This is a genomic window from Arthrobacter sp. NQ7, assembly GCF_029581595.2.
In the GTDB taxonomy this organism is placed as follows: Bacteria; Actinomycetota; Actinomycetes; order Actinomycetales; family Micrococcaceae; genus Arthrobacter; species Arthrobacter phenanthrenivorans_B.
Window position 1 is genome coordinate 119,283 of the sequence record NZ_JARFXU020000009.1, and the last position, 26,836, is coordinate 146,118.

A 26,836-nucleotide genomic window follows, 5' to 3' on the forward strand; every position below is an offset into this window, starting at 1 on the left:
GGTTACCAATCCTAGAGCCGTCCTCAGGCGGCTGCGGCGGCCTTGAGCGGGACAGGCACCAGGTCCTGGAGTTCCTGCAGGGTGCAGCCGAAGGTTTCGCGGACGGTGACGCCGTCCGGGCCGATGAGGAAGACGGCCTTGTCCGTGTAGACCCGGGTGACGCAGCCAACGCCGGTAATCGGGTAGGTGCAGGCATCCACGATCTTGGATGCCCCGTCGCGGGTCAGGAGCGTCATCATGACGAAGACGTCCTTGGCGCCGGTGGCGAGGTCCATGGCGCCGCCGACGGCGGGAATCGCCCCGGGCGCCCCGGTGTGCCAGTTGGCGAGGTCCCCGGTGGCGGAAACCTGGAAGGCGCCCAGGACGCAGATGTCCAGGTGGCCGCCGCGCATGATCGCGAACGAATCGGCCTGGTGGAAGTACGAGGCGCCGGGGAGCTCGGTGACCGGGATCTTGCCGGCATTGATGAGGTCCCCGTCGATCTCGTCACCCTTGGCTTCGGGGCCCATGCCGAGCATGCCGTTCTCCGTGTGGAGGGTGATGTTCTGGTCCTCGGTGAGGTAGTTGGACACCAGCGTTGGCTGGCCGATGCCCAGGTTCACGAAGGACCCGGGCGCGATGTCGCGGGCGACGAGCCGGGCGAGGTCATCCCGGCCCAGGGGCGTGGCGGAGGTCTGGAGGGACGTGTCGGTGAGGCTCATCTCAGGCCACCTTTCCTGCCATGCTGCCGCTGCCGGCAACCTTGACGATGCTGTTGACGTAGATGCCGGGGGTCACGATGTTTTCCGGGTCCAGCCCGCCGGTGGGAACGATCTCGGACACCTGCACGATGGTGTGCTTCGCGGCGGCGGCCATGATGGGGCCGAAGTTGCGGGCCGTCTTGCGGTAGACCAGGTTGCCCTTGCCGTCGGCCTTAAGGGCCTTGACGAGGGCGACGTCGGCATGGATGGGGGTCTCGAAGACCTGCCATTTACCGTCCAGGAACCGGGTTTCCTTTCCTTCGGCGAGCATGGTGCCGTAGCCGGTGGGGGTGAAGAACCCGCCGATGCCGGCGCCGGCGGCGCGGATCCGTTCGGCCAGGTTGCCCTGCGGGACCAGTTCGAGTTCGATCTCGCCGGCCTTGTACTTGGCGTCGAAATGCCAGGAATCGGACTGCCGCGGGAAGGAGCAGATCATCTTCTTCACCCGGCCCTCCTTGATCAGCAGCGCCAGGCCCTGGTCGCCCTGGCCGGCGTTGTTGTTCACCACGGTCAGGTCCGTGGCGCCGCACTCCAGCAGCGCATCGATCAGTTCGAACGGCTGCCCGGCGTTGCCGAACCCGCCGATCATCACGGTGGAGCCGTCCTTGATGCCGGCGACGGCGTCCTGGACCGAATCGACAAAGTTCAGCATGGCTTATGCCTTTCCGTTTGAAGCAGTCACGTTTTCCAGCACCACGGCCAGGCCCTGGCCCACGCCGATGCAGATCGCGGCCACACCCCAGCGTTCACCCGAGGCCTGCAGCGAGCGGGCCAGGGTGCCCAGGATCCGGGTGCCGGAAGCACCCAGCGGGTGGCCCATGGCGATGGCCCCGCCGTGGCGGTTCACGATGGAGTGGTCAATGCCCCAGGCGTTGATGCAGGCCAGGGACTGCGCGGCGAAGGCTTCGTTAAGTTCGACGGCGCCCACCTGGTCCCAGCCGATGCCCGCCTTGGCGAGGGCCTTGTTCGCCGCCTCCACCGGCGCGTAGCCGAAGTACTGCGGATCGTTGGCGTGCGCGCCGCGGCCTGCGATCCGGGCCAGCGGGTCCAGCCCCAGCAGCCCCGCGGCAGCCTCGCTGCCCACCCAGGCCGCGGAGGCGCCGTCGGACAACGGGGACGCGTTCCCTGCCGTGACCGTTCCGTCCTCGGCACGGAACACCGTCTTCAGGCCGGCCAGCTTCTCCGCCGACGAACCCGGCCGGATGCCCTCGTCCCGGACCAGGTCCGTGCCGGGCACCGGGGTGACCAGGGTGTCGTAGAACCCTTCGTCCCATGCAGCGGCGGACAGGTTGTGCGAGGCCGCGGCGAATTCGTCCTGCGCCTCGCGCGTCACGCCGTACTTTTCGCGGAGCCGCTCGGTGGCCTCGCCCAGGGAGATGGTCCACTCCTTCGGCATGGCCTTGTTCACCAGGCGCCAGCCCAGCGTGGTGGAGGCCAGCGTCATGTCCCCGGCCGGGTACGGCTTCTCGGTCTTGGGCAGCACCCAGGGGGCGCGGGACATCGACTCCGCGCCACCGACCAGCATCAGGTCGGCGTCGCCGGCGTTGATCTGCCGGGAGGCGATGATGGCCGCGTCCAGGGAGGACCCGCAGAGCCGGTTCACCGTGGTGCCCGGGATGGACACCGGGAGGCCGGCAAGCAGCGTGCCCATGCGGGCGATGTTGCGGTTCTCCTCACCCGCGCCGTTGGCGTTGCCGAACACCACCTCATCAATCCGTTCAACATCAAGCGAAGGCGCCCGCTGCACGGACTCCTTGATCACATGCGCGGCAAGGTCATCGGGACGGACAGCCGCGAGGCCGGAGCCGAACTTGCCGAACGGGGTGCGCACGGCGTCGTACACAAAAGCCTGGTTCATGCGGTTTCATCCATTTCTCGAAAGACCTGCTGGGCGGTCTTGAAGGCGGTGTTGGCGGAGGGAACCCCGCAGTAGATGGCGGTCTGCAGCAGGATTTCCTTGATCTCGTCCCGGCTGAGGCCGTTGGTGATGGCAGCGCGGATGTGCATGGCGAGTTCTTCCCAGTGCCCGTGCGCCACCATGGCCGTGATGGTCACGGCGGAGCGCATCTGGCGGGAGAGCCCGGGCCGGGTCCAGATCCCACCCCAGGCGATGCGGGTGATCATGTCCTGGAAGTCCTCGGTGAACCCATCCTTGTTGGCGTTGGCCCGGTCCACGTGCGCATCGCCCAGGACTTCGCGCCGGACCACCATGCCGCCGTCGTAGATTTCCTGGCTGGTGGCGTCGGGCTGGACCGCGCCGTGCCTTGCGTTCCCGCTCACTTGGCAGCCTCCCGCGATTCGGCCCAGGCCATCAGGCTGCGCATCAGGTCCGCGGTGTGGGCCGGTGCCTCCGCGGGGGCCAGGTGCGAGATCCCTTCGACGGTCACGGCGGTGGCGGTGCCACCCCCGGCGGTGATGCCGGTGGCCACTTCCGCGGCCATGTCCGGCGTCGCGACGCCGTCCAGTGCGCCTGCAATGACCTGGGTGGGGACGGTGATGGCGCCGAGCTGGCTCCGCACGTCGAAGCCTGCCAGCGCCTCGCAGCAGTAGGCGTAGCTGAAGCGGTCGGTATCGCGCAGGGAGTGCAGGAGGCGGCTGCTGAACTCGGGTTCGCGGTCCATGAAGCCCGGCGCGAACCAGCGCTGCGCGGAGCCCTGGATCATCACCGGGGTGCCCTGGGTGCGGACGGTTTCGGCACGCTCCAGCCAGGCTTCGGGGGTGCCGATCTTTGCACCGCTGTTCTGCACGGAGAGGCTCCTGAGCCGTTCGCCGAACGTGATGCCCAGCTGCAGGCCGACCGCCCCGCCCAGCGAAACCCCGGCGTAGTGGAAGGCTTCGCCGGGGGTGATGGAGTCGATGAGTTCGACGACGGCGGACGCCAGATCGGCGACGGCGAAGGGCGCAGTGGCGGCGGGCGAGACGCCGTGGCCGGGCAGGTCCCAGGCCACTACGTCAAAGTCGTCGCCGAGCAGGGTGGCCACGCGGTTCCACAGGATGGATGAGGTGCCCAGGGACGGGCCCGCCACCAGCAGGGGGTGGTCGCCCAGCGGCCGCTGGGGCGACAGCAGCGCTGCTTTCAGGGCTGGTTTAGCCACGGGAAGCTCCGTTCAGATGGGAAGGGTTCGGTTCGGAAGTGGGGGGAACGTGGTCGGGAAAGGCAGCCACGATGCGGTGCGCGATCTCCGCCGCCTGGCCGAGATAGCTGGCCGGGTCAAGGAGCTCTTCCAGCCGTGTGTCGGACACGACGGCGGCCGGGACAGCGTCGCGGAGCAGCTTCCGGTAGGTTCCGGCCTGGTCGGCAGGGGCTGTGTGGAGGGTCTGGTCCACCACGTCCTGCAGCTGCTGCTTTCCGGTGCGGCCGTCCTTCTCCGCCAGCAGGGGTGCCAAGGCGGCGCCAACACCCTCTGCCAGCAGCAGCGGGCCGGCCAGGTCCAGGTTGCGGCGCATGGCGTCAGGGAACACGCGCAGCCCTTCGGCCAGTTCGCGCATATGTCCTGCCGCGCCGAGCGTGAGTGCCAGCAGCTGGCGCAGGGCCGGCCACTCGCTGTGCCATGCCCCGTCAGGGCGTTCGTCGTTGAAGTTCGCGGCGGCCAGGTGCAGCTGGCCGGCCAGGTTGGGAGCCTGCAGTGCGGCGCTGCGGACAAGGACTGACAGGACCGGGTTTTGCTTCTGCGGCATGGCGGAGGACACGCCGCGGCCGGCGGCTTTTGGTTCAGCCAGTTCCGCGACCTCGGGGCGGCTGAGGAACAGCACGTCGGCGGCGATCTTGCCGAAGGCGTCCAGCACGGATGCCAGTGCATGCCCCAGGGATGTGACGGCCAGGCGGTTGGTGTGCCAGGGGGCCGGGGCTGGGGCCAGGCCCAGCTGGGCCGCCAGGGCATCGGCCAGGCTGAACGGCGTCGCCTGGGAGCCGTCCGTCAGCACGGTTCCGGCAGCGAGTGTTCCCGCCGCCCCACCGAACTGCACCGGGAACTCCAGGGCCGCCAGCTGTCGGCCCGCGGCGGCCACGCCGTGGAACCACTGCGCGGCCCGCAGCCCGAACGTGAACGGGAGGGAATGCTGCGTCAGGCTCCTGCCCACGCACAGCGTGTCTGCATGCCGTTCCGCCAGGGCCGCCAGCGCCGCCGTCGTGCCTTTCAGGTCGGCCAGCACGGCGTGGACGGTGTTCCGGGCCAACAGCATCAGGGCCGTGTCCAGCACATCCTGGCTGGTCAGCGACGTGTGCACGGCCTTCGCGGCGCCCACCCCGGCGGTGTCCAGTGCTGCCACATTCTTCCGGAGGCCGGCCAGCAGCGGGATGACCGGGTTGCCGCCACCCTGGGCGCGGAGCGCGATGCCGGCCAGGTCGTAGCGTCCCGGGTCGGCGGCGGAAGCCACGACGGCGGCGGAGCCGGCAGGTGCCAGGTCCGCCCGTTCCAGCACGGCAGCCCAGCCTGATTCGACGGCGAGGATGGCGGCCAGCACTGCCCGGTCCCCTGTCAGCGCCGCCACCAGGGGCGACGCTGAGACGGGACTGAGCAGGCCGGCGTCGGCCTCTTCCGCGAAGGCTCGCAGGTTTCCCAGGGCGGCGTCGGTCACTGGAAGTCCAGGAAGACCGTCTCGCCCTCACCCTGGAGGCGGATGTCGAAGGTGAGGCCGCCGTCGGCGTCGCGGCGGGCGATCAGCGTCTTGCGGCGCTCCGGGTCGAGCGAGCTGAGCAGGGGATCATTGGCCAGCGCCCCGGTGTCCTCCGGCAGGTAGATGCGGGTGAACAGGCGGTTGGTGAGGCCGCGCGCGAAGATTGCGACGGAGATGAACGGTGCGGCGCCCGGCTTGGTGGGGCCTGGGTTGACGGTGGTGAAGGTGTAGACGCCGGTGTTGCCCACGGCGCCGCGGCCCCAGCCGGTGAAGGTGTAGCCGTCGCGGACCAGGGAGCCGGTGCGCTGGACGACGTTGCCCTCGGCGTCGGGCTGCCAGATCTCCAGGATGGCGTCCGGGATGGTGTGGCCGGCGCCGTCATAGACCGTGCCCTGCAGGCGGATGGACCCGGGGAAGCCGGGCGGCAGCAGCTCGTTGTCCTTCTCGAACGGGAGCGCGTAGCCGTAGAACGGGCCAACGGTCTGGCCGGGGGTGGGAACAAGTTTGGTGGCCATTTTTCCTACTCCTCATCGCCTTCTGCGCCCAGCGCCTCGTTTTCGGTCCAGGTCCGCTTGGGCCCGGTCAGGACGATGTCCCAGTTGTAGCCCAGCGCCCATTCGGGCTCGGTCAGGCTGTGGTCGTAGGTGGCCACCAGCCGGTCGCGGGCGTCCTGGTCCACGATGGTCTGGTAGATGGGGTCCAGCGGGAAGAGCTGGTCGCCCGGGAAGTACATCTGGGTGATGATGCGCTGGGTGAACTCCGTGCCGAAGAGCGAGAAGTGGATGTGCGCGGGCCGCCACGCGTTCAAGTGGTTCTTCCAGGGGTACGCACCGGGCTTGATGGTGATGAAGCGGTAGGAGCCGTCCGGGCCGGTGATGCAGCGGCCAATACCCGTGAAGTTGGGGTCGATCGGGGCCGGGTGCTGGTCGCGCTTGTGGATGTAGCGGCCGGACGAGTTGGCCTGCCAGATCTCCACGAGCTGGCCGGCGACCGGGCGGCCATCGCCGTCCAGGACCTTGCCCGAGACGATGATCCGCTCGCCCAGCGGTTCTCCGTTGTGCTGGATGGTCAGGTCCGATTCCAGTGCGTGCACGTCCTGGTGGCCGAAGGCCGGCGAGTAGAGCTCGATGGTCTCGGGGTCGGCGTGGTGCAGGCTCTTGGTGGGGTGGCGCAGGATGCTGCTGCGGTACGGCGGGTAATCCAGGCGCGGCTGGGTCTCGGGCTGCGCGCCGTCCTTGAGCGCCCGCTGGTAGGCCTCGCCGATGGCGCTGATCTCTGCGCTGAGGTCCGCCTGCGACTCGATGGCCTTGTCCAGGGGCTGGTGGGCAGCCTTCGGTTCGGCCGGGGGCACGAGTTCCTCCGACTCCAGCTCTGCGGTGATGTCTTCCGGCACGGCTGGCTCCTTTCTGATCTGTTGGTTGTGCTGGGTCATGTCTTGCTGGTCTAGGGGGTCCTGTGCAGTGAGTCGTACTGCACGGCGTGGCGGACCGGCGCGTTGGGGGCGCCGTAGCCGTCGTAGTTTCCTCGGCGCTCCACCATCTCGAAGAACACGCTGCCCACGGTGGCCGTGTAGAAGTGCAGGAACTCCCCGTCGGCGTCCCGGTCGAAAAGCAGGTTGAGTTCCTGCAGGGTGGCCAGGAACCCGGGCTCAAGGTCGAACCGGGCGTCCAGGTCCTCGTAGTAGTTGGCCGGGATCTGCAGGAATTCCAGGCCCCGGTCGCGTGCCGCACGGGCGGTGGCCACGAGGTCGTCCACGGCGAAGGCGATGTGTTCCTGGTAGGTCTTGCGGACTTCACTGCGGGCCTGCTGGATGGGGGCAAGGTTGAGGACAAGCCGGACCGCCCCATCGGAGGTCTGCATTACCTGCGAGCGGACCAGCCCGCTGGGGCTGGGCACCTCCGCGAAGGGCTGCGGTTCCAGGGCCAGGGCGCTGGTGTAGAACAGGACGGCTTCGTCGAAGTGCTGCCAGGGCTGGGCGAGGTTGACGTGGTCGATCACGGCGGAGGCTTGCGTGGAGGGGTGTTCCAGCCCTTCCCCGAACTCATGCGTCCACGCGGCGGTGCCGTCGGGGCTGCCCTGGCACAGGAAGATTTCGGTGGAGTCCGGGGCTGAGATGCCCTGGAAGACTTCCTCGTCCGCCTGGACTTTGCGGGCCACCACGGGTGCCTTGAGCTGCTGGGCCCGCGCGGAGGCAATCACGGGGGAATCGACGTCGAACCCCAGCGCGGCGATGGCCGGCTCGGCGTGCCGGGCAGCCTGTTCGTTGATGATCACCCGGGCCTGGCCCATGGTCCACAGCTGGACGTCCTTGGTGCGGTGCCGGCCCTGGAACGCGAAGCCCAGCTGGCCCAGGAGCTTCTCCAGCTGCGCGGTGTCGTCCGCCTTCACCTCGGCGAAGTTAAAGCCGGCGGGCTCGTTCACCTTGGGCAGGGTGGCCAGTTCCATGGGATAACGACGGCGGAGGCCGGCTCCGGCGCCGGCGGCACCTTCGGCGTCAGCCAGCCACTTGGCGCTCTGCTCTTCCAGCCAGATCAGGGAGCGCATGGCGTCGACTGCCGTCCGCTCGACGTCGGACTGCCGGAAGACGTCGTTGAAGACCTCCAGCGAGACCGGCCCGGTGTAGCCGGCGCGGACCACGTGGCCCATGAATTTGGCGAGTTCGAACTGGCCCTCGCCGGGGAACACGCGGTAGTGGCGGCTCCAGGAGAGGACGTCCATGGAGAGCTTGGGGGCGTCCGCCACCTGGACGAAGAAGATCTTCTCCGGGCTGAAGGCCTCGATGTGGGAGGTCTCCCAGTCGCGGGAGAGGATGTGGAAGGAGTCCAGGCAGGTGCCCAGGTTGGGGTGGTCCACCATCTCCACCAGCCGGTACGCGTGTTCGTAGTCGTTGACGTACTTGCCCCAGGCCAGTGCCTCGTAGGCCACCTTGATACCGTGGTCACCGGCCAGGTTGGCCAGCTGCGCCAGCTGTTCGGCGCGCAGGCCGTCGTCATCGATGGTGGCGGTGGCAACGTTCGAGCAGACCAGGATGGTGTCCATGCCCAGGCGGGCCATGAGCTTGAATTTTGCCTCCGACCTGCGGAGGTTGGCCTTCAGCAGGTCCGGGGTGACGCCGTCGAAGTCGCGGAACGGCTGGTAGAGGTCCAGGCCCAGGCCAAGGTCGGCGGCCATGGTCCGCACCTGCTCCGGGCTCAGCGGCGAGGTGACCAGGTCCTGCTCGAAGATCTCGATGCCGTCGAAGCCCGCGATGGCGCAGGCCTGCATTTTCTCCTTCAGGGTGCCCGACAGGCAGACGGTGGCGATTCCGGTACGCATCAGGCAGCCACCTCCTCGGCGGCCACAAGTTCCAGGAAGTGGGCGCGCATCCGGTCCGGGTCGGCGTCCAGCCCGGTAAAGATCCGGAAAGCGTCGGCGGCCTGGCCCACCGCCATCCGGCCGCCGTCCAGGACTTCGCAGCCCTTGGCGCGGGCGCCGCGGACCAGTTCGGTCTCGATGGGCCGGTAGACAATATCGGCCACCCAGTGCCGGGATTCAATGAGGTCAAGGTCCAGCGGCACCCCGGGGTGGGCGGCCATGCCCACCGGCGTGCAGTGCACCAGGCCGTCCGCCTGGCCCATCAGCTGCGGCAGCTCCGCCGTCGCGCCTGCCGTCACTGTGCTGTCAGGGAAGAAGCCCTGCAGTTCGGCGGCGCGCTCCGCGGCGCGGGCCGCGTCCACGTCCACCAGGTGCAGCGTCCCGACGCCGGCCGTCAGCAGGGCGTAGGCGACTGCGGAGCCGGCACCCCCGGCGCCCAGCTGGACCACGCGGTCCAGCTTTGCCCCGGGCAGGCCTGAGGACAGCGCGGCGGCGAAGCCGGAAAAGTCGGTGTTGTGGCCGATGAAGCGGCCGTCGCGGATAACCACGGTGTTGACGGCGCCCAGGCGGCGCGCATCGGGGGAGATCTCGTCCAGGTGCTCAAGGACCAGCTGCTTGCACGGGTGGGTGATGTTCAACCCGTTGAAGCCAAGGGTCCGGGCGCTCTGCAGGATGCTGCCCACGGCGTCCCCCGCAAGGCCCAGTTCCAGGAGGTCGATGGGGCGGTAGAGGTAACGCAGGCCCTGCACGTCCCCTTCCCGTTCATGCATGGGCGGGGTGAGTGACGGCGTAACGCCGTCTCCAACCAGTCCCACGAGGTAGGACTCAGTTCGAATACTCATCCGTGCAGCTCCTTTGATAACGGCACCGGCGGCATCCGCAAAGGGGTAAACCGGTGATAGGGATTACAGTACAGCAAATGTTCACTTCTCGCACTACTGTTCGTTATGCGAACGACAAGCTCAGGCCCGTTGTGGCAGGCGGTCGGCGAGTTCGGCCGCGGCCTCCTGCAGGACCGGCACATGGGCCTCCAGTTCCTCCAGGCTGAGGCGGAAGACGGGGACGGCGGTGGCCAGCGAGGCGAAGGCGTGGCCCTGGCTGTTGAGCAGCGGCACGGCCACGGCGCGCATTCCGGCTTCATTCTCCTCATCCATCACGGCGTAGCCGCGGCGGCGCACGTCCTCGACCTCCGCACGGAATGCATCCCGGTCGGTGATGGAGCGCGGCGTGAGGGCTTCAAGGGGAAGTTCGGCGAGCAGGCGCTCCCGCTCACCGTCCTCAGCGAAAGCCACCAGGGCTTTCCCGACGGCGGTGGTGGACAGCGAGCCCAGGTGGCCGGGGTCGCTGGTGACTCGGAAGATCTGGGGCCCGTCCACTTTGCTCACCGTCAGATGGTGGAGGCCGTCACGGACACTGAGGATGGTGGCCTCGCCGGTCCGTTCCGTCACCCGGCGCAGGATGGGCATGGCCGTTCCGGCGAAGCCGTGGTGGTTGGAGACCCGCTGCCCCAGCTGGAAGATCCGCAGGCCAAGATGGTAGCGGCGGCCTTCCGGCTCGTAGTCCACAAAGCCGTCACGGGTCAGCGAGCCGAGCAGGCGGTAGGTGGTACTGAAGGGAAGACCGGCGCGGCGCGAAATTTCCGCGGCACTGGCTCCCCGGGGTTCATCCCCCAGGAGGACCAGCAGTCCGAGGGCCTTGCCCACCATGTCGGTCCGGTCTGCAGGCTTGGTGGCGGCCCTGGGCTCAGGCGGCATGGCATTGACGGGCCCGGCGCCGGCGGCAACAGCGGATTCTTCATCGGCCGCTGTGGTTTGGTTCACAGTCATACCTTGATGTTGCCACAATGTGAGAGCTATTTCTAGATAGTGATTATTTTCTTGACAGGTGACTGCCCTCACAGTCATAGTTTCTATATCGCACAAGTAGCTCCCACCATGTGGCTACTGACGCCGGGTCTTCTTCCGGACTCCAGCCGCACCGCGCCCCGCCCGCACCAAGGCAGCGGCGGCTGCGACGCCCCAGATCCATCCGCGACAATGTCGTCACACCAAAGGAACACCATGAGCCAGACACTTCCGTCCGCAGAGGCGGGTGCCCTCACCCCCACCGGGACGCCGAAAAAGGCGGCCCTCGCCAGCTTCCTGGGCAGCGCCGTCGAGTACTACGACTTCTTCATCTTTGGCTCCGCCGCGGCGCTGATCTTCCCGAAGGTCTTCTTCCCGGACGCCGACACCAACGCCGCCATCATGTCGTTCGCAACCTTCGGGTTCGCCTACGTGGCCCGCCCCATCGGCGCGATCATCCTGGGCCACTTCGGTGACCGCGTGGGCCGCCGCAAGGTCCTGATGTTCACCTTGCTGCTCATGGGAGCCTCCACGTTCGTCATCGGCTGCCTGCCCGACTTCCGCACCGTGGGCTGGTGGGCCCCCGCGCTGCTGGTGCTCGCCCGCCTGTGCCAGGGCCTCTCGGCCGCGGGTGAGCAGGCCGGCGCCTCCTCGATGACCCTGGAGCATGCACCGGACAACCGCCGCTCCTTCTTTACCTCCTGGACCCTCACCGGCACCCAGGGCGGCCAGATCCTGGCAGCCCTCGTCTTCATCCCCGTCCTGGCCCTTCCGGATGAGATCAAGTACGGCATCGGCTGGCGCATCCCGTTCTGGCTCAGCGCCGCCGTCGTGGTTGTTGCCTTCCTGATCCGCCGCACCCTGCACGAGCCGCCGGCGTTCGAGGAAGCCCAGAAGAACGCCCAGATCGCCAAACTGCCGGTCGCTGACCTGCTCAGGGGCCACTGGCGCGACGTCCTCCGCGTGATCTGCTGTGCCTTCATCGCCGCCGTCTCCACCGTGTTCGGCACGCTGGCCATCAGCTACGCCAAGACCGTGGCCGGCGTCGACGGCACCACCACCCTGTGGCTCGTCGTTGGCGCGAACCTGGTGGCCCTGGGCACGCAGCCGCTGTTCGGCAAGCTCGCTGACAGGATCGGCCGCAAGCCTGTCTTCGTCTACGGGGCCGTGGCCAGCGCAATCCTCACCCCGCTGTTCCTGCTCAGCCTCGAATCCCACAGCATCCCGCTGATGTTCGTTGCAGCCATCGGTTTCTTCTCCTTCGGCTACGCGGCGTCCAACGCGGTCTGGCCCTCCTTCTACGCCGAGATGTTCAGCACCAAGGTGCGCTTCTCCGGCCTGGCCATCGGCACCCAGCTCGGGTTCCTGATGGCAGGCTTCGCGCCGGCCATCGTGGCGGCCATGGGAGGCATCCAAGCCGGCGGCTGGGTCCAGATCAGCATCTTCACCGCCGCCATCTGCGCCGTGGCCGCCATTTCGGCCCTGACTGCCAAGGAGACCTTCCGCACCCCCACCAAGCTGCTGGGCGTGAAGTAGGCGCCTGGGCGTCCACACCAGCCCGGTTTTGAAGCCGGAAAGCCCGCCATTCCCCCAAATGGCGGGCTTTCCTTTGTGAACGTTGGGCTGTTCGGGTAGCGCCGAACGAGGCTAGGCCTGGCCGGTCTCCAGCACGGAGGCAAGGTCGAAGTTCACCGGCTCCTCCAGCTGCGCGTACGTGCAGGATTCCGGCTCCCGGTCAGGCCGCCAGCGGTTGAACTGCGCAGTGTGGCGGAACCGGTCGCCCTCCATGTGGTCGTAGCGGACCTCCACCACCAGTTCGGGGCGCAGAGGAACAAAGGAGAGGTCCTTGCCGGCGCTCCACCGGCTGCCTTCGGCGTTCCGCGGCGTCCGCTCCCCTTCTTCCTGCTTGGCCCACGCCCAGGGGTGGTTGTCGAAGTCGGTCACCAGCGGCTGGAGCTGTTCAAACAGTTCCTGCCGCCGCTTCATGGGGAAGGCGCCGATCACGCCCACGCTGGCCAGGCCGCCGTCGTCTTTGTAGAGGCCCAGCAGCAGCGAGCCGATGGCGTCCGGACCGCTCTTGTGCAGCCGGTAGCCGGCCACCACGCAGTCGGCGGTCCGCTCGTGCTTGACCTTGAACATCACCCGTTTGTCCGGCTCATACCGGCCGTCCAGCCGCTTGGCCACGATGCCGTCCAGCCCGGCCCCCTCGAACTGCTCGAACCACCGCCCCGCGGTGTCCTTGTCCGTGGTGGCGGCCGTGAGGTGCACCGGGGCCTTGCTGGCCGCGAGCGCCTTCTCCAGCGCCGCCCTGCGCTCCGAAAAGGGCCTGCCGGTGTAGTCGTCGTCGCCCAGGGCCAGCAGGTCGAACGCGACGAAGGACGCAGGGGTCTGCCCGGCGAGCAGCTTCACTCGGCTGGCCGCAGGATGGATGCGCTGCTGCAGGGCATCGAAGTCAAGCCGGTCCCCGGACGCTCCTATCAGGATGATCTCCCCGTCCACTACGCAGCGCGGCGGCAGGTTCTCCTTGAGCGCGGCCACGAGTTCCGGGAAGTAGCGGGTCATGGGTTTTTCGTTGCGGCTGCCGATCTCCAGGTCATCGCCGTCGCGGAAAATGATGGAGCGGAAGCCGTCCCACTTGGGCTCGTAGCTGAGGGCTGCGCTTCCCGGAACTCCGTCGATGCCGCTGACGGCCTTGGCGAGCATGGGCGGGACGGGCGGCATTACGGGAAGTTCCATGTGCCCATTCTTGCCCGGCGGACGCCCCGGAGGGTAGGGCGGCGCGGGGGACGGTCCTGTTTCAGGCGGCCAGGAGCCAGACAACCAGGACCAGGACCGGGGCAGCGGCCGCCGTTGAGAGCAGGATGGTTTCGCGCGCCACAGCCACTCCGCGACCGTACTTGCTGGCGAACAGGAACACGTTCTGGGCAGACGGAAGGGCCGCCATGAGCACCACGCCCAGGAGCATGCGGTGGTCCAGATTGAAGAGGTAGCGTCCGACGGCGAACGCCACCGCCGGCATCACGGCGGACTTCAGTGCCGTGGCAGTCAGGATTTCGGCCGTGTGGCCGCCGCTCCGGAGCATCCTGGTTCCGTGCAGCGACATCCCGAAGGCCAGCAGCACTACCGGCACGGCTGCGCCGCCCAGGAGCGTCAGCGGTGCCATGACGGGGGCCGGAAGCTGCACGTGCAGGGCGGCCAGGACCACGCCCAGCAGCGAGGCGATGATCATCGGGTTGCGGAACGGCTGGGTCAGCATCAGCCTGGGTGAGAACCGGCCCACCTCCGAAAGGTCCAGCAGCGTCAGGACCAGCGGGGCGAACAGGAGCAGCTGCACCAGCAGGACGGGTGCCACGGGGGTGGCGTCGCCCAGCGCATACAGCGTGATGGGGATGCCGATGTTGTTGGCGTTGACGTAGGAACCGGCCATTGCGCCGATCGCCGTTTCAGCCAGCGGCCGCCGGAACCAGATGCGGCTGGCAGCCACATACAGCAGGGCCGTCACCGCGGCGGTCATCATGGCCAGTGGAACGTAGGCGGAGAACACCACGGACAGGTCCGACTTCAGGACCACCGTGAAGAGGAGCACCGGGTTGGTGATGAAGAAAGCGGTCCGGGTCAGTGCCGAAATGGTGGGTTCGTCCCCCAGCCCGCAGCGCGCGGCAATGTATCCGACGGCAATGACGACGCCGATCACCGCCAGCCCGACCAGCACACCTCCCACGCGGGGTACGTCCTTTCCCTTCCGCTGCACCCTGCACCGCCGCAGAGCGAAGTACTACAAGCAACAAACTTATCGGACAAGCTGACGCTGGCTGGCCAGGCGGGCGTGTTGGACAAACTGGACGGCGCCCTGCGGTCCATGCGTCGGCGTCGTGCGTTTGTGAAAAGATCAACCATGCACGCCATGCAGCACTCCAGCAAACTCCGGGACGTCCGCTACGAACTCCGCGGACCCATCCTCCAGGCCGCCAAGAACATGGAAGCCGAAGGGCACCGCATCCTCAAGATGAACCTTGGGGACACGGCACCGTTCGGGCTGGAGGCGCCGGAGTCCGTGGTGGTGGACATGATCCACCACCTCCGCGGGGCCCAGGGCTACAGCGACTCCAAGGGGATCTTCACGGCCAGGACAGCCATCTCGCAGTACTACCAGACCCGCGGACTGATGAACATCGGGGTCGAGGACATCGTGATCGGGAACGGCGTCAGCGAGCTCATCTCCATGTGCCTGCAGGCGTTCATGGAAAACGGCGACCAGATCCTGGTCCCCGCGCCGGACTACCCCCTGTGGACCGCCGCGGTAACCCTGACCGGCGGCAAGCCCGTGCACTACCTCTGCGACGAGGAGGAGAACTGGTGGCCGGACATGGCGGACGTCGAGGCGAAGATCACCAGCCGCACCAAGGGCATCGTGATCATCAACCCGAACAACCCCACGGGCGCCGTCTACCCCCGGCACATCCTGGAGCAGTTCGCAGACCTGGCCCGCAAGCACAACCTGGTCCTGTTCTCTGACGAGATCTACGAAAAGGTGCTGTACGGGGAAGCCCGGCACATTCACACCGCTGCTGTGGCCGAGGACCTGTGCTGCCTGACCTTCAGCGGCCTGTCCAAGGCGTACCGGATGCCAGGCTACCGGGCAGGGTGGGTGGCCATCACCGGGCCGCGGGCAGCCACCGAAGGCTACCGGGAAGCCCTGGAACTGCTGGCCTCGCTGCGCCTCTGCGCCAACGTCCCCGCCCAGCACGCCATCCAGACCTGCCTGGGCGGCTACCAGAGCATCGAGGCACTGGTGAAACCGGGCGGCCGGCTCCGCGAGCAGCGGGACCTGGCCCACCGGCTCCTCACCGCCATTCCGGGCGTCAGCTGCGTCCCGGCCTCGGGCGCCATGTACCTCTTCCCGCGCCTGGACCCTGAGGTATACCCCATCACCAGCGACGAACAGTTCGTCCTGGACCTGCTCCGGGACCAGAAGATCCTCGTGTCGCACGGCTCCGCGTTCAACTGGCCCGCACCGGACCACTTCCGCTTCGTGATCCTGCCTTCGGTCCTGGAGATCGAGGAAGCGGTGGACAGGATCGCCACCTTCCTGGCCGCCTACCGCAGCAGCGCCGACGCCTGAAACGGCAGCGGCTTCAAGAACTAACCGCGACCTAACCGCGGGGAAACCGGTACGCAACAATTGCGGCCCACACTGGGTAGTGCAGGCAAGAGCCGGCACCAGCTCCAGCCAGGAGGCCCCCGATGTTGAAGAAAGCGACCCCGCATGTAACCAGAGTCCGCGCACTGGACCAGCTCCACCGCGGTGACGAAATCGAAGCCCGCCTCTCCGTGGGCCCGTCCTACGACGACGTGGTGATCCGCCGGGGCAGCGTGCAGGAAACAGCGCCCGGCATCGGTGTGGTGTGGATCCTGGACCGGATCACGGGAGTCCGGAAAGCGATCAATACGGACGAGTGCACTGTTTGGCGCGTTGCATAGCCGCTGGAACCCCATGCCGGACCGCGGGCGTAGTCACTAAGGACTGCCCGCCGCCCCGCGCCTGGACCCTCCGCTAGCCGCCGGCAACAGACTGGATCACCAGAATCTCCTGGCCCGGAGACACCCGGGTGTCCAGGCCCTGCAGCCGCCGCACCTCATCGCCGTCGACATATATGTTGACGAACCTCCGCAGCGCGCCCGTTTCATCCCGGAGCCGCCGGCCCAGCACTGCATACTCCGCGGCAACCGCATCGAGCAGGCTTGCCACCGTCACCGGCCCGTCGGCGGGCGCAGTCAGTACGGACTGCCCGCCGGCCAGGGGCTGCAGGACACTGGGCAGCACCAGCGAGATCTCAGGCACCGGCAACCACGGCCGCCCTGACGCACAGGACATCGGGCAGGTGGGTGGCCACTTCGGTGAACGTCTCGCCCTCGTCCGCACTCGCATAGACCGTCCCGCCCCGCGTGCCGAAGTAGACGCCGGCCGGTTCCGCCGTATCCACCGACGCCGCGTCCCGCAGCACGCTGTTGTATTCGCGCTCCGGAAGGCCGGTACTGAGCCGCTTCCAGCTGTTCCCGGCGTCGTCCGTGCGGTGGACGGCAAGCTTTCCGTCGGGCGGAATCCGTTCGCCGTCTGCCTTCAGCGGGACCACCCACGCCGTGCCCTCCCTGCGGGGGTGCGTCAGCATCACGAACCCGAAGTCGGCAGGCAGCCCCTCCGCAATGGAGTTCCAGTTGTCTGCGTTGTCGTCCGTCCGGTAGACGCCGTGGTGGTTCTGGGCGTACAGGCGCCCTGCCACTGCGGCATCAGCAGCTATCTTGTGCACGCACTGGCCGAACTCCGGGTTGGGGTCCGGCATGAAGTAGGCCGAGATGCCCTTGTTGCGCGCCTCCCAGGAGGTGCCGCCGTCGAGCGAACGGTAGACGCCACCGGTGCTCATGGCCACATGCACGGTCTCGCCGGCCGGGTCCACCACGATCGAATGCGCCGCCGCGCCGCCGTACCCGGCTCCCCATTCGCTGTGGTGCGGGTGGTCCCATAATCCCCGGTTCAGCTCGAAGTGTTCCCCGCCGTCGGTGGACTTCCATACGGATATCGGTTCAGCTCCCGCCCACACCACCCCGGGGCGGGACTCGGCATCCGGGTAGATCTGCCACACGCGTTCCAGCGCCGCACCCGTGTCCTCGGGGAACGTGATGGCGCCATGCTCCGGCTCCGTCCAGGTCTCCCCCAGGTCATCCGAGTGCGCCACCGTGGGACCCCAGTGCGGGCTGCGGACACCCACCAGGATCCGGATGCGGCCTTCCCTGGTGTCGATGCCGATGCTGGGAATCTCCGCCATGAAAAAATGCGGGCCCGTGAAGGACCATTCCTGCCGGTCCTGGCTTGTTGCCAGCCACAGGCCTTTTTTGGTGCCGATCGCCAGAAGATGTTTTGCCGCCGTTGCCATGCGCTCCATGCAACCACCGGAGGAGTCTGCCCGCAATGGGTTCCCCCCGGGCGGCTTCCCCTGCCGGCCCGCAGGGGCCTCAGTCGACGAACTCAGACTGCGTTTCGATGAAGTCCCAGTCGGCGGCGGTCAGGACGGCGGCCGGGTTGCCTGGATGCGGGCCGCCGGCTTCGGCGATGCCCTGGAGGACCGGGAGCGGCAGTTCCTCGGCGCGCAGGTTCCCGCGCAGCCATTCCTTGCTGTCAAGGTCCAGGTCCAGCCACCACATGAAGATTTCCATGACGCACGCTCCTTGGGTCAGTTAAAACGGTAGGCCCGCCCCTGACCGCGGACAAGGTGCCGGAAGGGAAGCAGGTGTGCCGGGGCGGGGTTAGGGTACTGGCAAGTAACCCCGGCCCGCAGCTGTGGAAAAAGACGAGTACCTCCTACTGGCGACTGCCGCAGGCGGCGCCCCTAGCCTGAAACCTCAAGCAAGCTGACCGTGCTGCTGGGGCATATGGCGTCATCGCTGGCCTTTCCTCGCCATGGTCCGTTTCACACACACATATGGGGAGAAGAAATGAAACGCACCTTAGCAACAATGGGGGTGGTAGGGCTCGGCCTTATCAGCCTTACAGCGCCTGCCATCGCGGCTTCCGACCAGGCGGTGCTCGCCCACTCGAATGGAGGCGCCCAGATACCGCTGGAACTCAATGTCAACGGCACAGGCGGCGGCAACGGTAACGGCGGAGGTACCGACAACGGCGGAGGCAACGGCGGCACCAACAACGGCGGAGGTACCGACAACGGCGGCACCAACGGCGGCGGCAACGGCGGAGGCAACGGCGGCGGCGGTACCGACAACGGCGGAGGCAACGGCAACGGCGGCGGTACCGACAACGGCGGCGGCAACGGCAACGGCGGCGGTACCAACAACGGCGGCGGCAACGGCAACGGCGGCGGTACCAACAACGGCGGCGGCAACGGCGGCGGCGGCGGTACCAACAACGGCGGCGGCAACGGCGGAGGCAACGGCAACGGCGGCGGTACCGACAACGGCGGTGGCGGCAACGGAGGCGGCAACGGAGGCGGTACCAACAACGGCGGAGGCAACGGCGGAGGCAACGGCAACGGCGGAGGCAACGGCAACGGCGGCGGCAACAACGGAGGCGGCAACGGAGGCGGCGGCACCGACACCGGCGGCGGAGGCACCGACAGCGGTGGCGGCGGCACCGATACCGGCGGCGGCGGCACCGATACCGGCGGAGGCGGCACCGACACCGGTGGCGGAGGCACTGACACCGGCGGAGGCGGCACCGACAGCGGTAGCGGCGGCACCGGCGGATCCGACATCACCGTGGACACGAGCAGTGGAACTTCTTCGGCCGCTGTGACTCCGACTGCTGAGCACGCACAGCCCGCCCCTGCCCAGCAGAAGGCCGTGGCACCGAAGGCCGCGCCTGCCCCGGTCAGCGTGGGAACCAATCAGGGCTACAACGCCCAGACTGCGGTGGGAGCGCCCGACGGCTTGCCGGACTGGTTCGCAGGCCTGGGAGCGCTGGCTGCCGCAGGAACCGTGGTGGCAGTCCGGCGACGGTCGCGTCCGCTGCACACCGCCGGCTAGCCGGAACACCGCCACCACAGGTGGCCCTCTGACAAGGAAGGCGTCCTGCCAGTGCCCGGCAGGACGCCTTCCTTCCACCCCCGCCGACCTTAAGGAATCCAATGCGCCAGGACCGAAGCCGACACGCAGCACCCGTGCGGCGCGGCATCCTGCGGTGGAACCGGAGCGATCTGGCCATCCTGCTGTGCGGGTTCCTGGCCTTCTTCTCTTCAACCGTGGCTGCCCCCTTGTTCCACGCTGCACCACTGCTGTCGGCCGGCCCGGTCAGGGCGACTGCCACCGGCGGCACTGCTGCCAATGGCACGGCCTTGAATGGCACGACGCCGATCGCGGTGACCGGACTGCCGGACACCGCGCCTGGGCATGACCTCACGTCGCGGGACCAGGCAGCACCGGCTCCACCAGCCGGCCCCACTGCGGCCGGACCCGCAGCAGGACCGGAGCTTCCGCCGGCTGCCCAGCCCGTGCGCATCCACTACCCCTCGGCTGCCGTCGACGTGGCCGTCCATCCACTTGACCTGGACGGCGAGGCCCAGTCCAGCCGGACTATCGAACCGCCTGCCACAAAGGATGCCTACTGGCTTTCGCTGTTTGGTGCTCCGGGCAAAGGCTCCGGAAACACCACCTACGTCATTGGCCACAGCTGGGAAGGTGCGGACGCCCCCTTCAACCACCTCAGCTCAGCGGCGGCCGTGGGCGACCGCCTTGAGGTGGAAACAGCAGCCGGAAGCATCACCTATCAGGTGGACAGCATCACCACCTACCTGAAGTCCAGCCTGAAAGACAGCCCCATCTGGGACATGGTGCCCAACCGGCTGGTCCTTATCAGCTGCTACACAGAAGATCCCTGGGGCAAGAACGTGGTAGTCACTGCGTACCCGGCGGTGCCCTGAGCACCCCGGCAAATCCATCCCCGGCTGCCGCCCCGGAAGTTTGCGGGCCCAAGGTACCTGTTCCTGCCGGCCTGGACCGGCGGACAATAAGCCCCATGACATGGGAACACTTCAACGGCAATCCCCTGCTGGTGGGAATCATGCCCCAGCAGCACCCGGAGGTCCTCCAAACCGCCTCCGCGCTGGCCGCCCGGCTGGGCGCACCCCTGGTCTGCGCCTACGTGGATGAGGCAAGCTACCTGGTGGAGTGGGACCCGGACCGCTCAGCCCACCGCCTTTCCCGCCATCCCGAGGCCGATGACGACATGCAGGCGCTGTCAGCGGACCTTACGGCCAAGGTGCAGTCCACCCTGGAGGCCTTGGCGGCCGGGGGCAAGATCCCGGAGTGGTCGTTCCGCACCCTCACGGGCGACCCGGCCCGCGCCCTCGGGCAACTGGCGGCCGAGGTGGACGCCCCCATCATTATCGTGGGCACCCCCGAACGCGGCTTCACGCACCGGCTTTCGGAGGCACTCAACGGCTCCGTGGGGACCTGGCTCAGCCATCACCAAAGCCGCCCGGTCCTGGTGGTTCCGTACCGGAAACCGGCCCATGAGGACCGCGGGTAAGCCGCGGGGACCGGATAAAACCGGCCGCTGAAGACCCGTTTAAAGTAAAGCGAAAGTAGTTATTCGCGGTGCTGGCGCAGTGGCCGTACCAGCCAGTAAGCTGATTCAAGCAAGCCCGATCCACCCAGGTGGAAGCCGGAATTGCCCAAAAGCTGCTCCGGAGTGCGTATCCCCCAATAACGCACTCCGGAGCTTTTTTGTGTTCCCGATCCTTGCCGCACCATTCCCGGCCGCGAGCTCCCAAGATACCCCTGGGGGGTAGTTGATCTGATACCCCCTAAGGGTATATCGTCAACCCATGAACGCTATCGAAGAAGCCGTCGACGCCGGAGCGGCTGAGCATTCCGCCGCGGCCGGTGCCGCTGCACCCCGTCACGGGTACACCGGAAACAAGGACGCGTACCTTCGGCGCCTGAAGCGCATTGAGGGCCAGGTGCGTGGCATCGCCCGGATGGTGGATGAGGACAAGTACTGCATCGACATCCTCACCCAGGTCGCCGCCGTCACCAAGGCCCTGCACGCGGTAAGCCTCGGCCTGGTCGAGGAACACATCGGCCACTGCGTGGTGGGTGCAGCCTCCGAGCCCGATCCCGATGCACGCGCCGAAGCCATCGACGCCAAAGTCAGGGAAGCCGCCGAAGCCATCGGCCGGCTCCTTCGCTGAACCCGCCACCCCACCACCCACCGGCCACCCCGGCCCACGAAAAGGAGCAAGCCATGAGCACCACCTCCCCCACCACCACAACCGTCAGCGTCTCGGGCATGACGTGCGGGCACTGCGTGTCGGCAGTCAGCGAAGAACTTGAAGCACTCGAGGGCGTCGAATCAGTGGACGTCGAACTGAACCCCGGCGGCATTTCCAGCGTGACCATCACGTCCACCAAGGATCTCCCGCACGCGGATATCGGGGAAGCCGTCGCGGAGGCCGGCTACCTGGTGGTTGCCAACGAAGCCTAGGAACGCCGCCCGCCCCGCAAAGCCACCAACGGAAAGCTGACAATGAGCCACCAGGAACTGCTCCACCCGCCCGGCACCCGCGTCGTGGAACTCGACATTGAGGGAATGACCTGCGCGTCCTGCGTCAACAGGGTGGAAAAGAAACTTGGCAAGCTGGACGGCGTGGCGGCAACCGTCAACCTGCCACTGGAATCGGCCTACGTCACGGTCCCTGACGGCATCACCGACGAACAACTGGTCGATACCGTCAATGCGGCGGGCTACAAGGCGAGGGTGCGGGAGCGGCGGAAGGCCGGGCCGGAGGGCAGGCCAGCCGACCAGAATGCTGCCATCCCCGCCGCGAAGCTCCGGCCGAGGCTCATGCTCGCCGCCATCCTTACCCTTCCCGTCTTCCTGGTGAGTATGGTGCCGGCATTGCAGTTCCCCAACTGGGGCTGGGCCGCGGCGGTGCTGGCACTGCCGGTGGTCACGTGGGCGGCCTGGCCGTTCCACCGCGCGGCAGCCATCAATGCCCGCCACCTCGCCTCCACCATGGACACCCTGGTATCGCTCGGGGTGGCTGCAGCCTACCTGTTTTCAGCCTGGCAGCTGCTGGCGGATCCGCGGATGACGGAGCTTCCGGGCATGGAGGCGATGTCCGGCGGCCTGTACTTCGAGGTGGCGTCCGTGGTGACCACCTTCCTGCTCCTGGGCCGGTACCTGGAGGCCAACGCCAAACAGAAGGCCGGCGACGCCCTGCAGGCCCTGTTGAACCTGGGCGCCAAGGACGCCACGGTCCTGCGCGGCGGACGCGAAGAGAACATCGCCGCCGACCTGCTGCAGGCAGGCGACGTCCTGGTGGTCCGTCCGGGCGCCAAGATCGCCACGGACGGCGTGGTGGTGGACGGCAACGCCGCCGTCGATGCCTCACTGGTCACCGGCGAATCGGCACCCGTGGAGGTAGGCCCTGGCAGCCGCGTCACCGGCGCCACCATCAACACCTCCGGCCGCCTGCTCGTCAAGGCAACCAGGGTGGGGTCCGAAACCACGCTGGCGCAGATGGCGCGGCTGGTGTCGCAGGCACAAACCGGCAAGGCCCCGATCGCGCGCCTGGCGGACCGGATCAGCGCAGTCTTCGTCCCCGTTGTCCTGGGCCTTGCGGTCCTCACATTCGTGCTCTGGCTCCTCCTGGCCGGCCCGGATCCCGATGGCGGCCACCTGCGCCAGGCGTTCACGGCCGCCGTCGCCGTCCTGGTGATCGCCTGCCCCTGCGCGCTGGGCCTGGCGACGCCGGTGGGTCTGCTCACCGGTACCGGGCGCGGGGCCCAGCTGGGCATCCTGATCAAGGGCCCGCAGGTCCTGGAAGACACCCGTACCGTGGACACCATCCTGCTGGACAAGACCGGCACAGTCACCACGGGCATCCTTGCGGTGGACGCCACGGCGGCATTTCCCGGGTTCCAGGAAGAGGATGTCCTGCGGCTTGCCGGAGCGGTTGAATCCGCTTCGGAGCATCCGGTGGCGCACGCCATCGCCGCGGCGGCAGCCGCCGCGCCCCGTCCCGCGCAGCCTGCGGACGACGCCGGGGCCTTGCCTGCGGTGCGGGAGTTCAGTTCCGCCCCCGGCGGCGGAGTTGCGGGAACCGTTGAGGGCCGCCGGGTGCTGGCCGGACGGAGCGGCTGGCTGACCGACAACGGCATCGCCCTCGACGCCGGCCAGCAGGCACAGCTGGCGGCTGCCGAGGAAGGGGGCGCCACCGCCATCTGCGTCGCCGTTGACGGGGAACCTGCCGGCATCATCAGCCTGCGGGACGCCCTGAAGGAAGGGTCTGCTGCCGCCGTCGCCCGCTTGAAGGGCCTGGGCCTGCGGCCCATCCTGCTGACCGGCGACAACGCCGCCGTCGCCGCCCGGGTGGCTGCCGCCGTCGGAATTGCACCGGACGATGTCCATGCCGGCGTCCTGCCGGAAGGGAAGGTCCAGGCGGTACGGACGCTCCAGGCCGCGGGTGCCACGGTGGCCATGGCCGGGGACGGCGTCAACGATGCCGCTGCACTGGCCCAGGCCGACCTGGGGATCGCCATGGGGTCGGGGACGGACGTGGCGATCGAGGCCGCGGACCTGACCGTGATGGGGAACGACCTCGCCCAGGTTGCCCTGGCCATTGAACTGTCCCGGAAGACCCTGCGCACCATCAAGACGAACCTTTTCTGGGCGTTCTTCTACAACGCGGTGGGCATTCCGGTGGCCGCACTGGGATTGCTCAACCCCATGATCGCCGGCGCCGCCATGGCCGCCAGCTCTGTCCTGGTGGTGGCCAACTCACTCCGGCTGCGCAGCTTCGGAAAGTAGCCGCAGTCCCTGGTACAGGGCTCAGGCGGCGCCGTACCGCACCGCTGCCCGCGCCCGCGCCTTGGGCGCCTCAGCCTCCCGGTCCTTGGGCGGGGCCTGCGAGACCAGGGACTCCAGGAGGTGCTGGGTGATGTGGGCGATCTCGTGGACGGCCTCGTCAAAGGCCTCCTGGTTGGCCTTGGACGGCTTGGTGCTGCCGCTGATCTTCCGGACATACTGCAGTGCTGCGGCGTGCACTTCCTCGGAGGTGGCATGCGGCTCGAAGTTGTGGAGGGTTCTGATATTCCGGCACATACCGCCATGCTAGGCTCATCCAACGCCTGGGATCGACCCCTTTTTTGGTCCTTTCACGGCGGTGCATGGGGAGTCCGGCATGGGCAGGGCTGCCCATCGACACTGTTTGGGGGCCGGGATAGGTTTTAGGCAATGGATCTTCCGGATGAGCCGGGGGGCCGCTGGGGATGCCGATCTGGTTCGGATCCACGATTCAACAAGGAGAAACTGATGGCTATTTGGGGTGCAGACGTTGAGCAGCTTCGCCAGCTCGGCAGCAAGCTTCAGGCAGGAGCGTCCGAGATCGAGACGCAGAAATCCACTCTCACCAAGGTTCTGAGCAGCACCAACTGGGAAGGCCCGGACGCAACCAAGTTCCGCAATGAGTGGTCCGGTACCCACACCGCCATGCTCACGAAGGTTGCCGAGGCGCTGAAGGAAGCCGGCGCCCAGGCCAAGCGCAACGCCGAAGAGCAGAGCCAGGCCTCGCACTAGGCCTGCCGCCAGCTTGACGCGGGGCAGGGACACCGGTTGGTGTCCCTGCCCTTTTTTGCGCCCGACGGCGGCGCCTGGCTAAGCAGGCCCTCCCGCCTAAGGGACGGGCTCGACGTCGTTCGCATGTTCCAGCGGCGAGGCCCCCGCCCGCGCCGGGCTCCCGCCGGCCGGGGCGGCAGGGGCGCGGAGCTCGTCGAGCCGGACCAGGATGACGCCGCCCACGATGAGGACGCCGCCCAGGAGCTGGATGGCTCCGGGCAGTTCGCCGAGCAGCAGCCACGCCCACACCACAGCGAAGAGGACCTCGGTCAGGGACACGAAGGATGCCACCGTGGAGCCAAGGGACCGGGCCGCCATCACGCCGGAGACGTACGCCAGCACGGTGGCCAGGACCACCAGCCCCGCGAGCGGGACCCACCAGGGCGTGGTCCACGGCCCCAGCGTGGTGTCCGCCGCGCTGAAGGACATGGGCAGCAGGCCGGTGGCGGCGGCGAGCCACATGACCGCCGCCCCCACCAGGAGTCCGCCCGAGGCCAGCACGATGGGCGGCAGGGTGTCGTTTTCCTTGGCGGTGATGAAGAAATAGATGGCCAGGCAGACGGCGGCGGCGATGCCCCACACAACACCCACAAGGTCCACCTTGACGGCACCGGTGAGGTCCAGCACCAGCACCAGTCCGGCCAGGGACAGCAGGGTTCCGCCGGCGGTCAGCACCCGGGGGCGGCGGCGGCTGGCCGCCCAGAGCCACAGGACGATGATCACCGGGGCCAGGTACTCCAGCAGGAGGGCCACGCCAACGGAGAGCCGGGCCACGGCGTTGAAATAGAACAGCTGGCAGGCTGCCACTCCAATAAGCCCAAACAGCACGATGGTCAGCCAGTTGTCCCGCAGCTGGTGCCAACGGCCCCGGAGCGCGGCCGCTGCAGGCAGGGCAAGGATCAGGGCGGCGCCGGTGAGGCGTGCAGTCACGGCGGCGCCAGGCGACCAGCCGGTTTCCAGCAGCGCTTTGGCAAAGGATCCGGACAGGCCGAAGACGGCGGAGGAGAAGAGCGCGATGCCGAGGCCGGAGGCCAGGAAGCTGCTCCGCCGGGCAGTCAGCTCCGGGTTGGGGACGTTGTTGGCGGCGGCAGGCACCGTTGCCTCCTGTCAGGAGTAAAGTGGGGTATTGGTCATGACACTACGCTTCGGCGCTGTAAGGAGTCAACATGGTTTTCGCCCCTGACACGGAAGTGGCACTGCGGACGGTGGTGAACCTGATCAACACAGCCGCGAACGGCAGGGAAGGGTTGGCATCCATCGGGGATCTGGACAGGTTCCTGGCGGCGGAGGATTTCTCGGGCGCCCGGACCAGGGACACCGCGGAACTGAAGAGTGTGCAGGAACTGCGCGGCCAACTGGCGGCGGTGTGGACGGCGAATGAGGATGCTGCCGTGGACACGGTCAACAGGCTGCTGCGGGATGCCAATGCGCTGCCGCAACTGACCAAGCATGATGGATGGGACTGGCATCTGCATGCCACGGCGCCGGACGCTCCCTTGGCGGACCGGATGAGTACTGAGGCCGCCATGGCCCTGGCCGACGTGATCCGGAGCAAGGAAATGGACCGGCTCCGCACCTGCGAATCGGATGATTGCGACGCCGCCGTACTGGACCTGAGCCGCAACCGGTCAAAGCGCTACTGCGATACAGGCAACTGTGCCAACCGGGCGCATGTGGCCGCCTACCGTGCCAGGCAGGCAGCTGCGGGATAGGCAGCTTGCCGGGCTCCCAGGTTAGCTCCGGGGCGTGCCGTCCGTGCCGTCGCCCGGTGTGGGCGGGTTCTGGCTACCGGGAGCACCAAAACCGTGGGTGGTGCCGCCGTGGGATGAGGCGTTAGGTGCCGAACTCAGGTTTACGCCGGACCCCTTGCCGAGGTGTTCGGCATTCTCCTTGTAGCTCATGGAGAGCATCGCGGCGATCACCAGGGTGACGATAAAGGCGATGCCGGCGGCGGTGAAGGCGAGGTCGAAGCGCGGCGCCCGGGCACTTCCACCGGACGCGAAGATCAGGACGGCAACGAAGGCTACGACGGCCCAGAAGCCCGAGAACATCAGCGGACCCTTCACCGAGGTCCGCAGCTTGCGCGGTTTTCCCTGATGCTGGTCAGCCACGATGGTTCCTCCCTGCAGGCGGCGGATGCCGGCCTGGTGTAC

30 protein-coding genes are annotated in these 26,836 nt (G+C 67.9%); 11 read left to right on the plus strand and 19 right to left on the minus strand.

Features of this window, described 5'->3' with window-relative positions; genetic code table 11:
* Window positions 1-23: 23 nt before the first annotated feature.
* From PUN71_RS11785 to PUN71_RS11835, 11 genes are all read right to left on the minus strand, one after another.
* The gene (locus PUN71_RS11785) at window positions 24-701 is read right to left on the minus strand and encodes a 3-oxoacid CoA-transferase subunit B (RefSeq protein ID WP_277798552.1); all 678 of its coding nucleotides are present in this window, start codon (window positions 699-701) and stop codon (window positions 24-26) included.
* A 1-nt stretch (window position 702) separates the two neighbouring features.
* Window positions 703-1,392: a 3-oxoacid CoA-transferase subunit A gene (locus tag PUN71_RS11790; protein WP_277798553.1), complete on the minus strand. Its 690-nt coding sequence runs from the start codon at window positions 1,390-1,392 to the stop codon at window positions 703-705.
* 3 nt (window positions 1,393-1,395) lie between these two features.
* Window positions 1,396-2,598: a thiolase family protein gene (locus PUN71_RS11795; RefSeq protein WP_277798554.1), complete on the minus strand. Its 1,203-nt coding sequence runs from the start codon at window positions 2,596-2,598 to the stop codon at window positions 1,396-1,398.
* Window positions 2,595-3,020 (minus strand): 4-carboxymuconolactone decarboxylase, encoded by a 426-nt coding sequence (gene pcaC, locus PUN71_RS11800; RefSeq protein WP_043450790.1) that lies wholly within the window; start codon window positions 3,018-3,020, stop codon window positions 2,595-2,597. Before pcaC ends, PUN71_RS11795 begins: the two co-directional genes overlap by 4 nt.
* A complete protein-coding gene (locus tag PUN71_RS11805) occupies window positions 3,017-3,835 on the minus strand; it encodes an alpha/beta fold hydrolase (RefSeq protein ID WP_277798555.1) in 819 nt (272 codons plus the stop codon). The genes pcaC and PUN71_RS11805 overlap by 4 nt, the downstream gene beginning before the upstream one ends.
* On the minus strand, window positions 3,828-5,318 hold the full coding sequence (locus PUN71_RS11810; protein WP_277798556.1) for a lyase family protein: 1,491 nt from the start codon (window positions 5,316-5,318) through the stop codon (window positions 3,828-3,830). Before PUN71_RS11810 ends, PUN71_RS11805 begins: the two co-directional genes overlap by 8 nt.
* Window positions 5,315-5,872, minus strand: coding sequence for a protocatechuate 3,4-dioxygenase subunit alpha (gene pcaG / locus PUN71_RS11815; protein WP_277798557.1), 558 nt, complete (start codon window positions 5,870-5,872; stop codon window positions 5,315-5,317). Before pcaG ends, PUN71_RS11810 begins: the two co-directional genes overlap by 4 nt.
* A 5-nt stretch (window positions 5,873-5,877) precedes the next feature.
* The gene (pcaH, locus tag PUN71_RS11820) at window positions 5,878-6,750 is read right to left on the minus strand and encodes a protocatechuate 3,4-dioxygenase subunit beta (protein ID WP_043450908.1); all 873 of its coding nucleotides are present in this window, start codon (window positions 6,748-6,750) and stop codon (window positions 5,878-5,880) included.
* A 50-nt stretch (window positions 6,751-6,800) separates the two neighbouring features.
* On the minus strand, window positions 6,801-8,672 hold the full coding sequence (locus PUN71_RS11825; RefSeq protein WP_277798558.1) for a bifunctional sugar phosphate isomerase/epimerase/4-hydroxyphenylpyruvate dioxygenase family protein: 1,872 nt from the start codon (window positions 8,670-8,672) through the stop codon (window positions 6,801-6,803).
* Entirely contained in the window at window positions 8,672-9,553 is an 882-nt protein-coding gene (locus PUN71_RS11830) for a shikimate dehydrogenase (RefSeq protein WP_277798559.1), read from the minus strand. The genes PUN71_RS11825 and PUN71_RS11830 overlap by 1 nt, the downstream gene beginning before the upstream one ends.
* A gap of 120 nt (window positions 9,554-9,673) precedes the next feature.
* A complete protein-coding gene (locus tag PUN71_RS11835) occupies window positions 9,674-10,537 on the minus strand; it encodes an IclR family transcriptional regulator (protein WP_205622231.1) in 864 nt (287 codons plus the stop codon).
* 234 nt (window positions 10,538-10,771) lie between these two features.
* Between PUN71_RS11835 and PUN71_RS11840 the strand changes: the two genes are divergently transcribed.
* The gene (locus PUN71_RS11840; RefSeq protein WP_043450780.1) at window positions 10,772-12,091 is read left to right on the plus strand and encodes an MFS transporter; all 1,320 of its coding nucleotides are present in this window, start codon (window positions 10,772-10,774) and stop codon (window positions 12,089-12,091) included.
* A gap of 111 nt (window positions 12,092-12,202) precedes the next feature.
* Here the strand turns inward: PUN71_RS11840 and PUN71_RS11845 are convergent, their stop codons facing one another.
* Together PUN71_RS11845 and PUN71_RS11850 are read right to left on the minus strand one after the other, a co-directional pair.
* Window positions 12,203-13,291 (minus strand): ATP-dependent DNA ligase, encoded by a 1,089-nt coding sequence (locus tag PUN71_RS11845; RefSeq protein ID WP_277798560.1) that lies wholly within the window; start codon window positions 13,289-13,291, stop codon window positions 12,203-12,205.
* 61 nt (window positions 13,292-13,352) lie between these two features.
* Window positions 13,353-14,276: an AEC family transporter gene (locus PUN71_RS11850; protein ID WP_277798561.1), complete on the minus strand. Its 924-nt coding sequence runs from the start codon at window positions 14,274-14,276 to the stop codon at window positions 13,353-13,355.
* Between the two features lie 174 nt (window positions 14,277-14,450).
* Between PUN71_RS11850 and PUN71_RS11855 the strand changes: the two genes are divergently transcribed.
* Both PUN71_RS11855 and PUN71_RS11860 read left to right on the plus strand, forming a co-directional pair.
* A complete protein-coding gene (locus PUN71_RS11855; RefSeq protein WP_043450773.1) occupies window positions 14,451-15,677 on the plus strand; it encodes a pyridoxal phosphate-dependent aminotransferase in 1,227 nt (408 codons plus the stop codon).
* A gap of 122 nt (window positions 15,678-15,799) precedes the next feature.
* Window positions 15,800-16,036, plus strand: a complete 237-nt coding sequence (locus PUN71_RS11860) for a hypothetical protein (RefSeq protein ID WP_043450772.1) — start codon at window positions 15,800-15,802, stop codon at window positions 16,034-16,036.
* Between the two features lie 73 nt (window positions 16,037-16,109).
* Here PUN71_RS11860 and PUN71_RS11865 read toward each other — a convergent pair whose 3' ends face one another.
* The 3 genes from PUN71_RS11865 to PUN71_RS11875 all read right to left on the minus strand — a co-directional run bounded on the left by PUN71_RS11865 (window position 16,110) and on the right by PUN71_RS11875 (window position 17,767).
* Window positions 16,110-16,430, minus strand: coding sequence for a MoaD/ThiS family protein (locus PUN71_RS11865; protein ID WP_430929388.1), 321 nt, complete (start codon window positions 16,428-16,430; stop codon window positions 16,110-16,112).
* Window positions 16,390-17,496 carry a WD40/YVTN/BNR-like repeat-containing protein gene (locus PUN71_RS11870; RefSeq protein ID WP_277798562.1) on the minus strand — a complete coding sequence of 369 codons (1,107 nt, stop codon included), beginning with the start codon at window positions 17,494-17,496 and terminating at the stop codon, window positions 16,390-16,392. Before PUN71_RS11870 ends, PUN71_RS11865 begins: the two co-directional genes overlap by 41 nt.
* Before the next feature lie 70 nt (window positions 17,497-17,566).
* Window positions 17,567-17,767 (minus strand): hypothetical protein, encoded by a 201-nt coding sequence (locus PUN71_RS11875; RefSeq protein ID WP_043450767.1) that lies wholly within the window; start codon window positions 17,765-17,767, stop codon window positions 17,567-17,569.
* A gap of 279 nt (window positions 17,768-18,046) precedes the next feature.
* On the opposite strand from PUN71_RS11875, the gene PUN71_RS11880 reads away from it, so the two are divergent.
* From PUN71_RS11880 to PUN71_RS11905, 6 genes are all read left to right on the plus strand, one after another.
* Window positions 18,047-19,090 carry a hypothetical protein gene (locus tag PUN71_RS11880; protein ID WP_277798563.1) on the plus strand — a complete coding sequence of 348 codons (1,044 nt, stop codon included), beginning with the start codon at window positions 18,047-18,049 and terminating at the stop codon, window positions 19,088-19,090.
* Between the two features lie 101 nt (window positions 19,091-19,191).
* Window positions 19,192-19,983: a class F sortase gene (locus PUN71_RS11885; RefSeq protein WP_277798564.1), complete on the plus strand. Its 792-nt coding sequence runs from the start codon at window positions 19,192-19,194 to the stop codon at window positions 19,981-19,983.
* Between the two features lie 95 nt (window positions 19,984-20,078).
* Window positions 20,079-20,591 (plus strand): universal stress protein, encoded by a 513-nt coding sequence (locus PUN71_RS11890; RefSeq protein WP_277798565.1) that lies wholly within the window; start codon window positions 20,079-20,081, stop codon window positions 20,589-20,591.
* 298 nt (window positions 20,592-20,889) lie between these two features.
* Window positions 20,890-21,255 (plus strand): metal-sensitive transcriptional regulator, encoded by a 366-nt coding sequence (locus tag PUN71_RS11895; RefSeq protein WP_043448468.1) that lies wholly within the window; start codon window positions 20,890-20,892, stop codon window positions 21,253-21,255.
* Between the two features lie 53 nt (window positions 21,256-21,308).
* Window positions 21,309-21,548 (plus strand): heavy-metal-associated domain-containing protein, encoded by a 240-nt coding sequence (locus PUN71_RS11900; RefSeq protein WP_043448470.1) that lies wholly within the window; start codon window positions 21,309-21,311, stop codon window positions 21,546-21,548.
* A 42-nt stretch (window positions 21,549-21,590) separates the two neighbouring features.
* The gene (locus PUN71_RS11905; protein ID WP_277798566.1) at window positions 21,591-23,876 is read left to right on the plus strand and encodes a heavy metal translocating P-type ATPase; all 2,286 of its coding nucleotides are present in this window, start codon (window positions 21,591-21,593) and stop codon (window positions 23,874-23,876) included.
* 21 nt (window positions 23,877-23,897) lie between these two features.
* Here the strand turns inward: PUN71_RS11905 and PUN71_RS11910 are convergent, their stop codons facing one another.
* Window positions 23,898-24,170 (minus strand): DUF2277 domain-containing protein, encoded by a 273-nt coding sequence (locus tag PUN71_RS11910; RefSeq protein ID WP_277798567.1) that lies wholly within the window; start codon window positions 24,168-24,170, stop codon window positions 23,898-23,900.
* Window positions 24,171-24,380: 210 nt separating this feature from the next.
* On the opposite strand from PUN71_RS11910, the gene PUN71_RS11915 reads away from it, so the two are divergent.
* Window positions 24,381-24,644, plus strand: coding sequence for a WXG100 family type VII secretion target (locus tag PUN71_RS11915; RefSeq protein ID WP_043448478.1), 264 nt, complete (start codon window positions 24,381-24,383; stop codon window positions 24,642-24,644).
* Between the two features lie 96 nt (window positions 24,645-24,740).
* Here PUN71_RS11915 and PUN71_RS11920 read toward each other — a convergent pair whose 3' ends face one another.
* Entirely contained in the window at window positions 24,741-25,778 is a 1,038-nt protein-coding gene (locus tag PUN71_RS11920; RefSeq protein ID WP_277798568.1) for an EamA family transporter, read from the minus strand.
* A gap of 71 nt (window positions 25,779-25,849) precedes the next feature.
* Between PUN71_RS11920 and PUN71_RS11925 the strand changes: the two genes are divergently transcribed.
* On the plus strand, window positions 25,850-26,395 hold the full coding sequence (locus tag PUN71_RS11925; protein ID WP_277798569.1) for a CGNR zinc finger domain-containing protein: 546 nt from the start codon (window positions 25,850-25,852) through the stop codon (window positions 26,393-26,395).
* A 21-nt stretch (window positions 26,396-26,416) separates the two neighbouring features.
* On the opposite strand, the gene PUN71_RS11930 is transcribed toward PUN71_RS11925, so the two are convergent.
* A complete protein-coding gene (locus tag PUN71_RS11930; protein WP_043448481.1) occupies window positions 26,417-26,794 on the minus strand; it encodes a hypothetical protein in 378 nt (125 codons plus the stop codon).
* Between the last annotated feature and the right edge of the window lie 42 nt (window positions 26,795-26,836).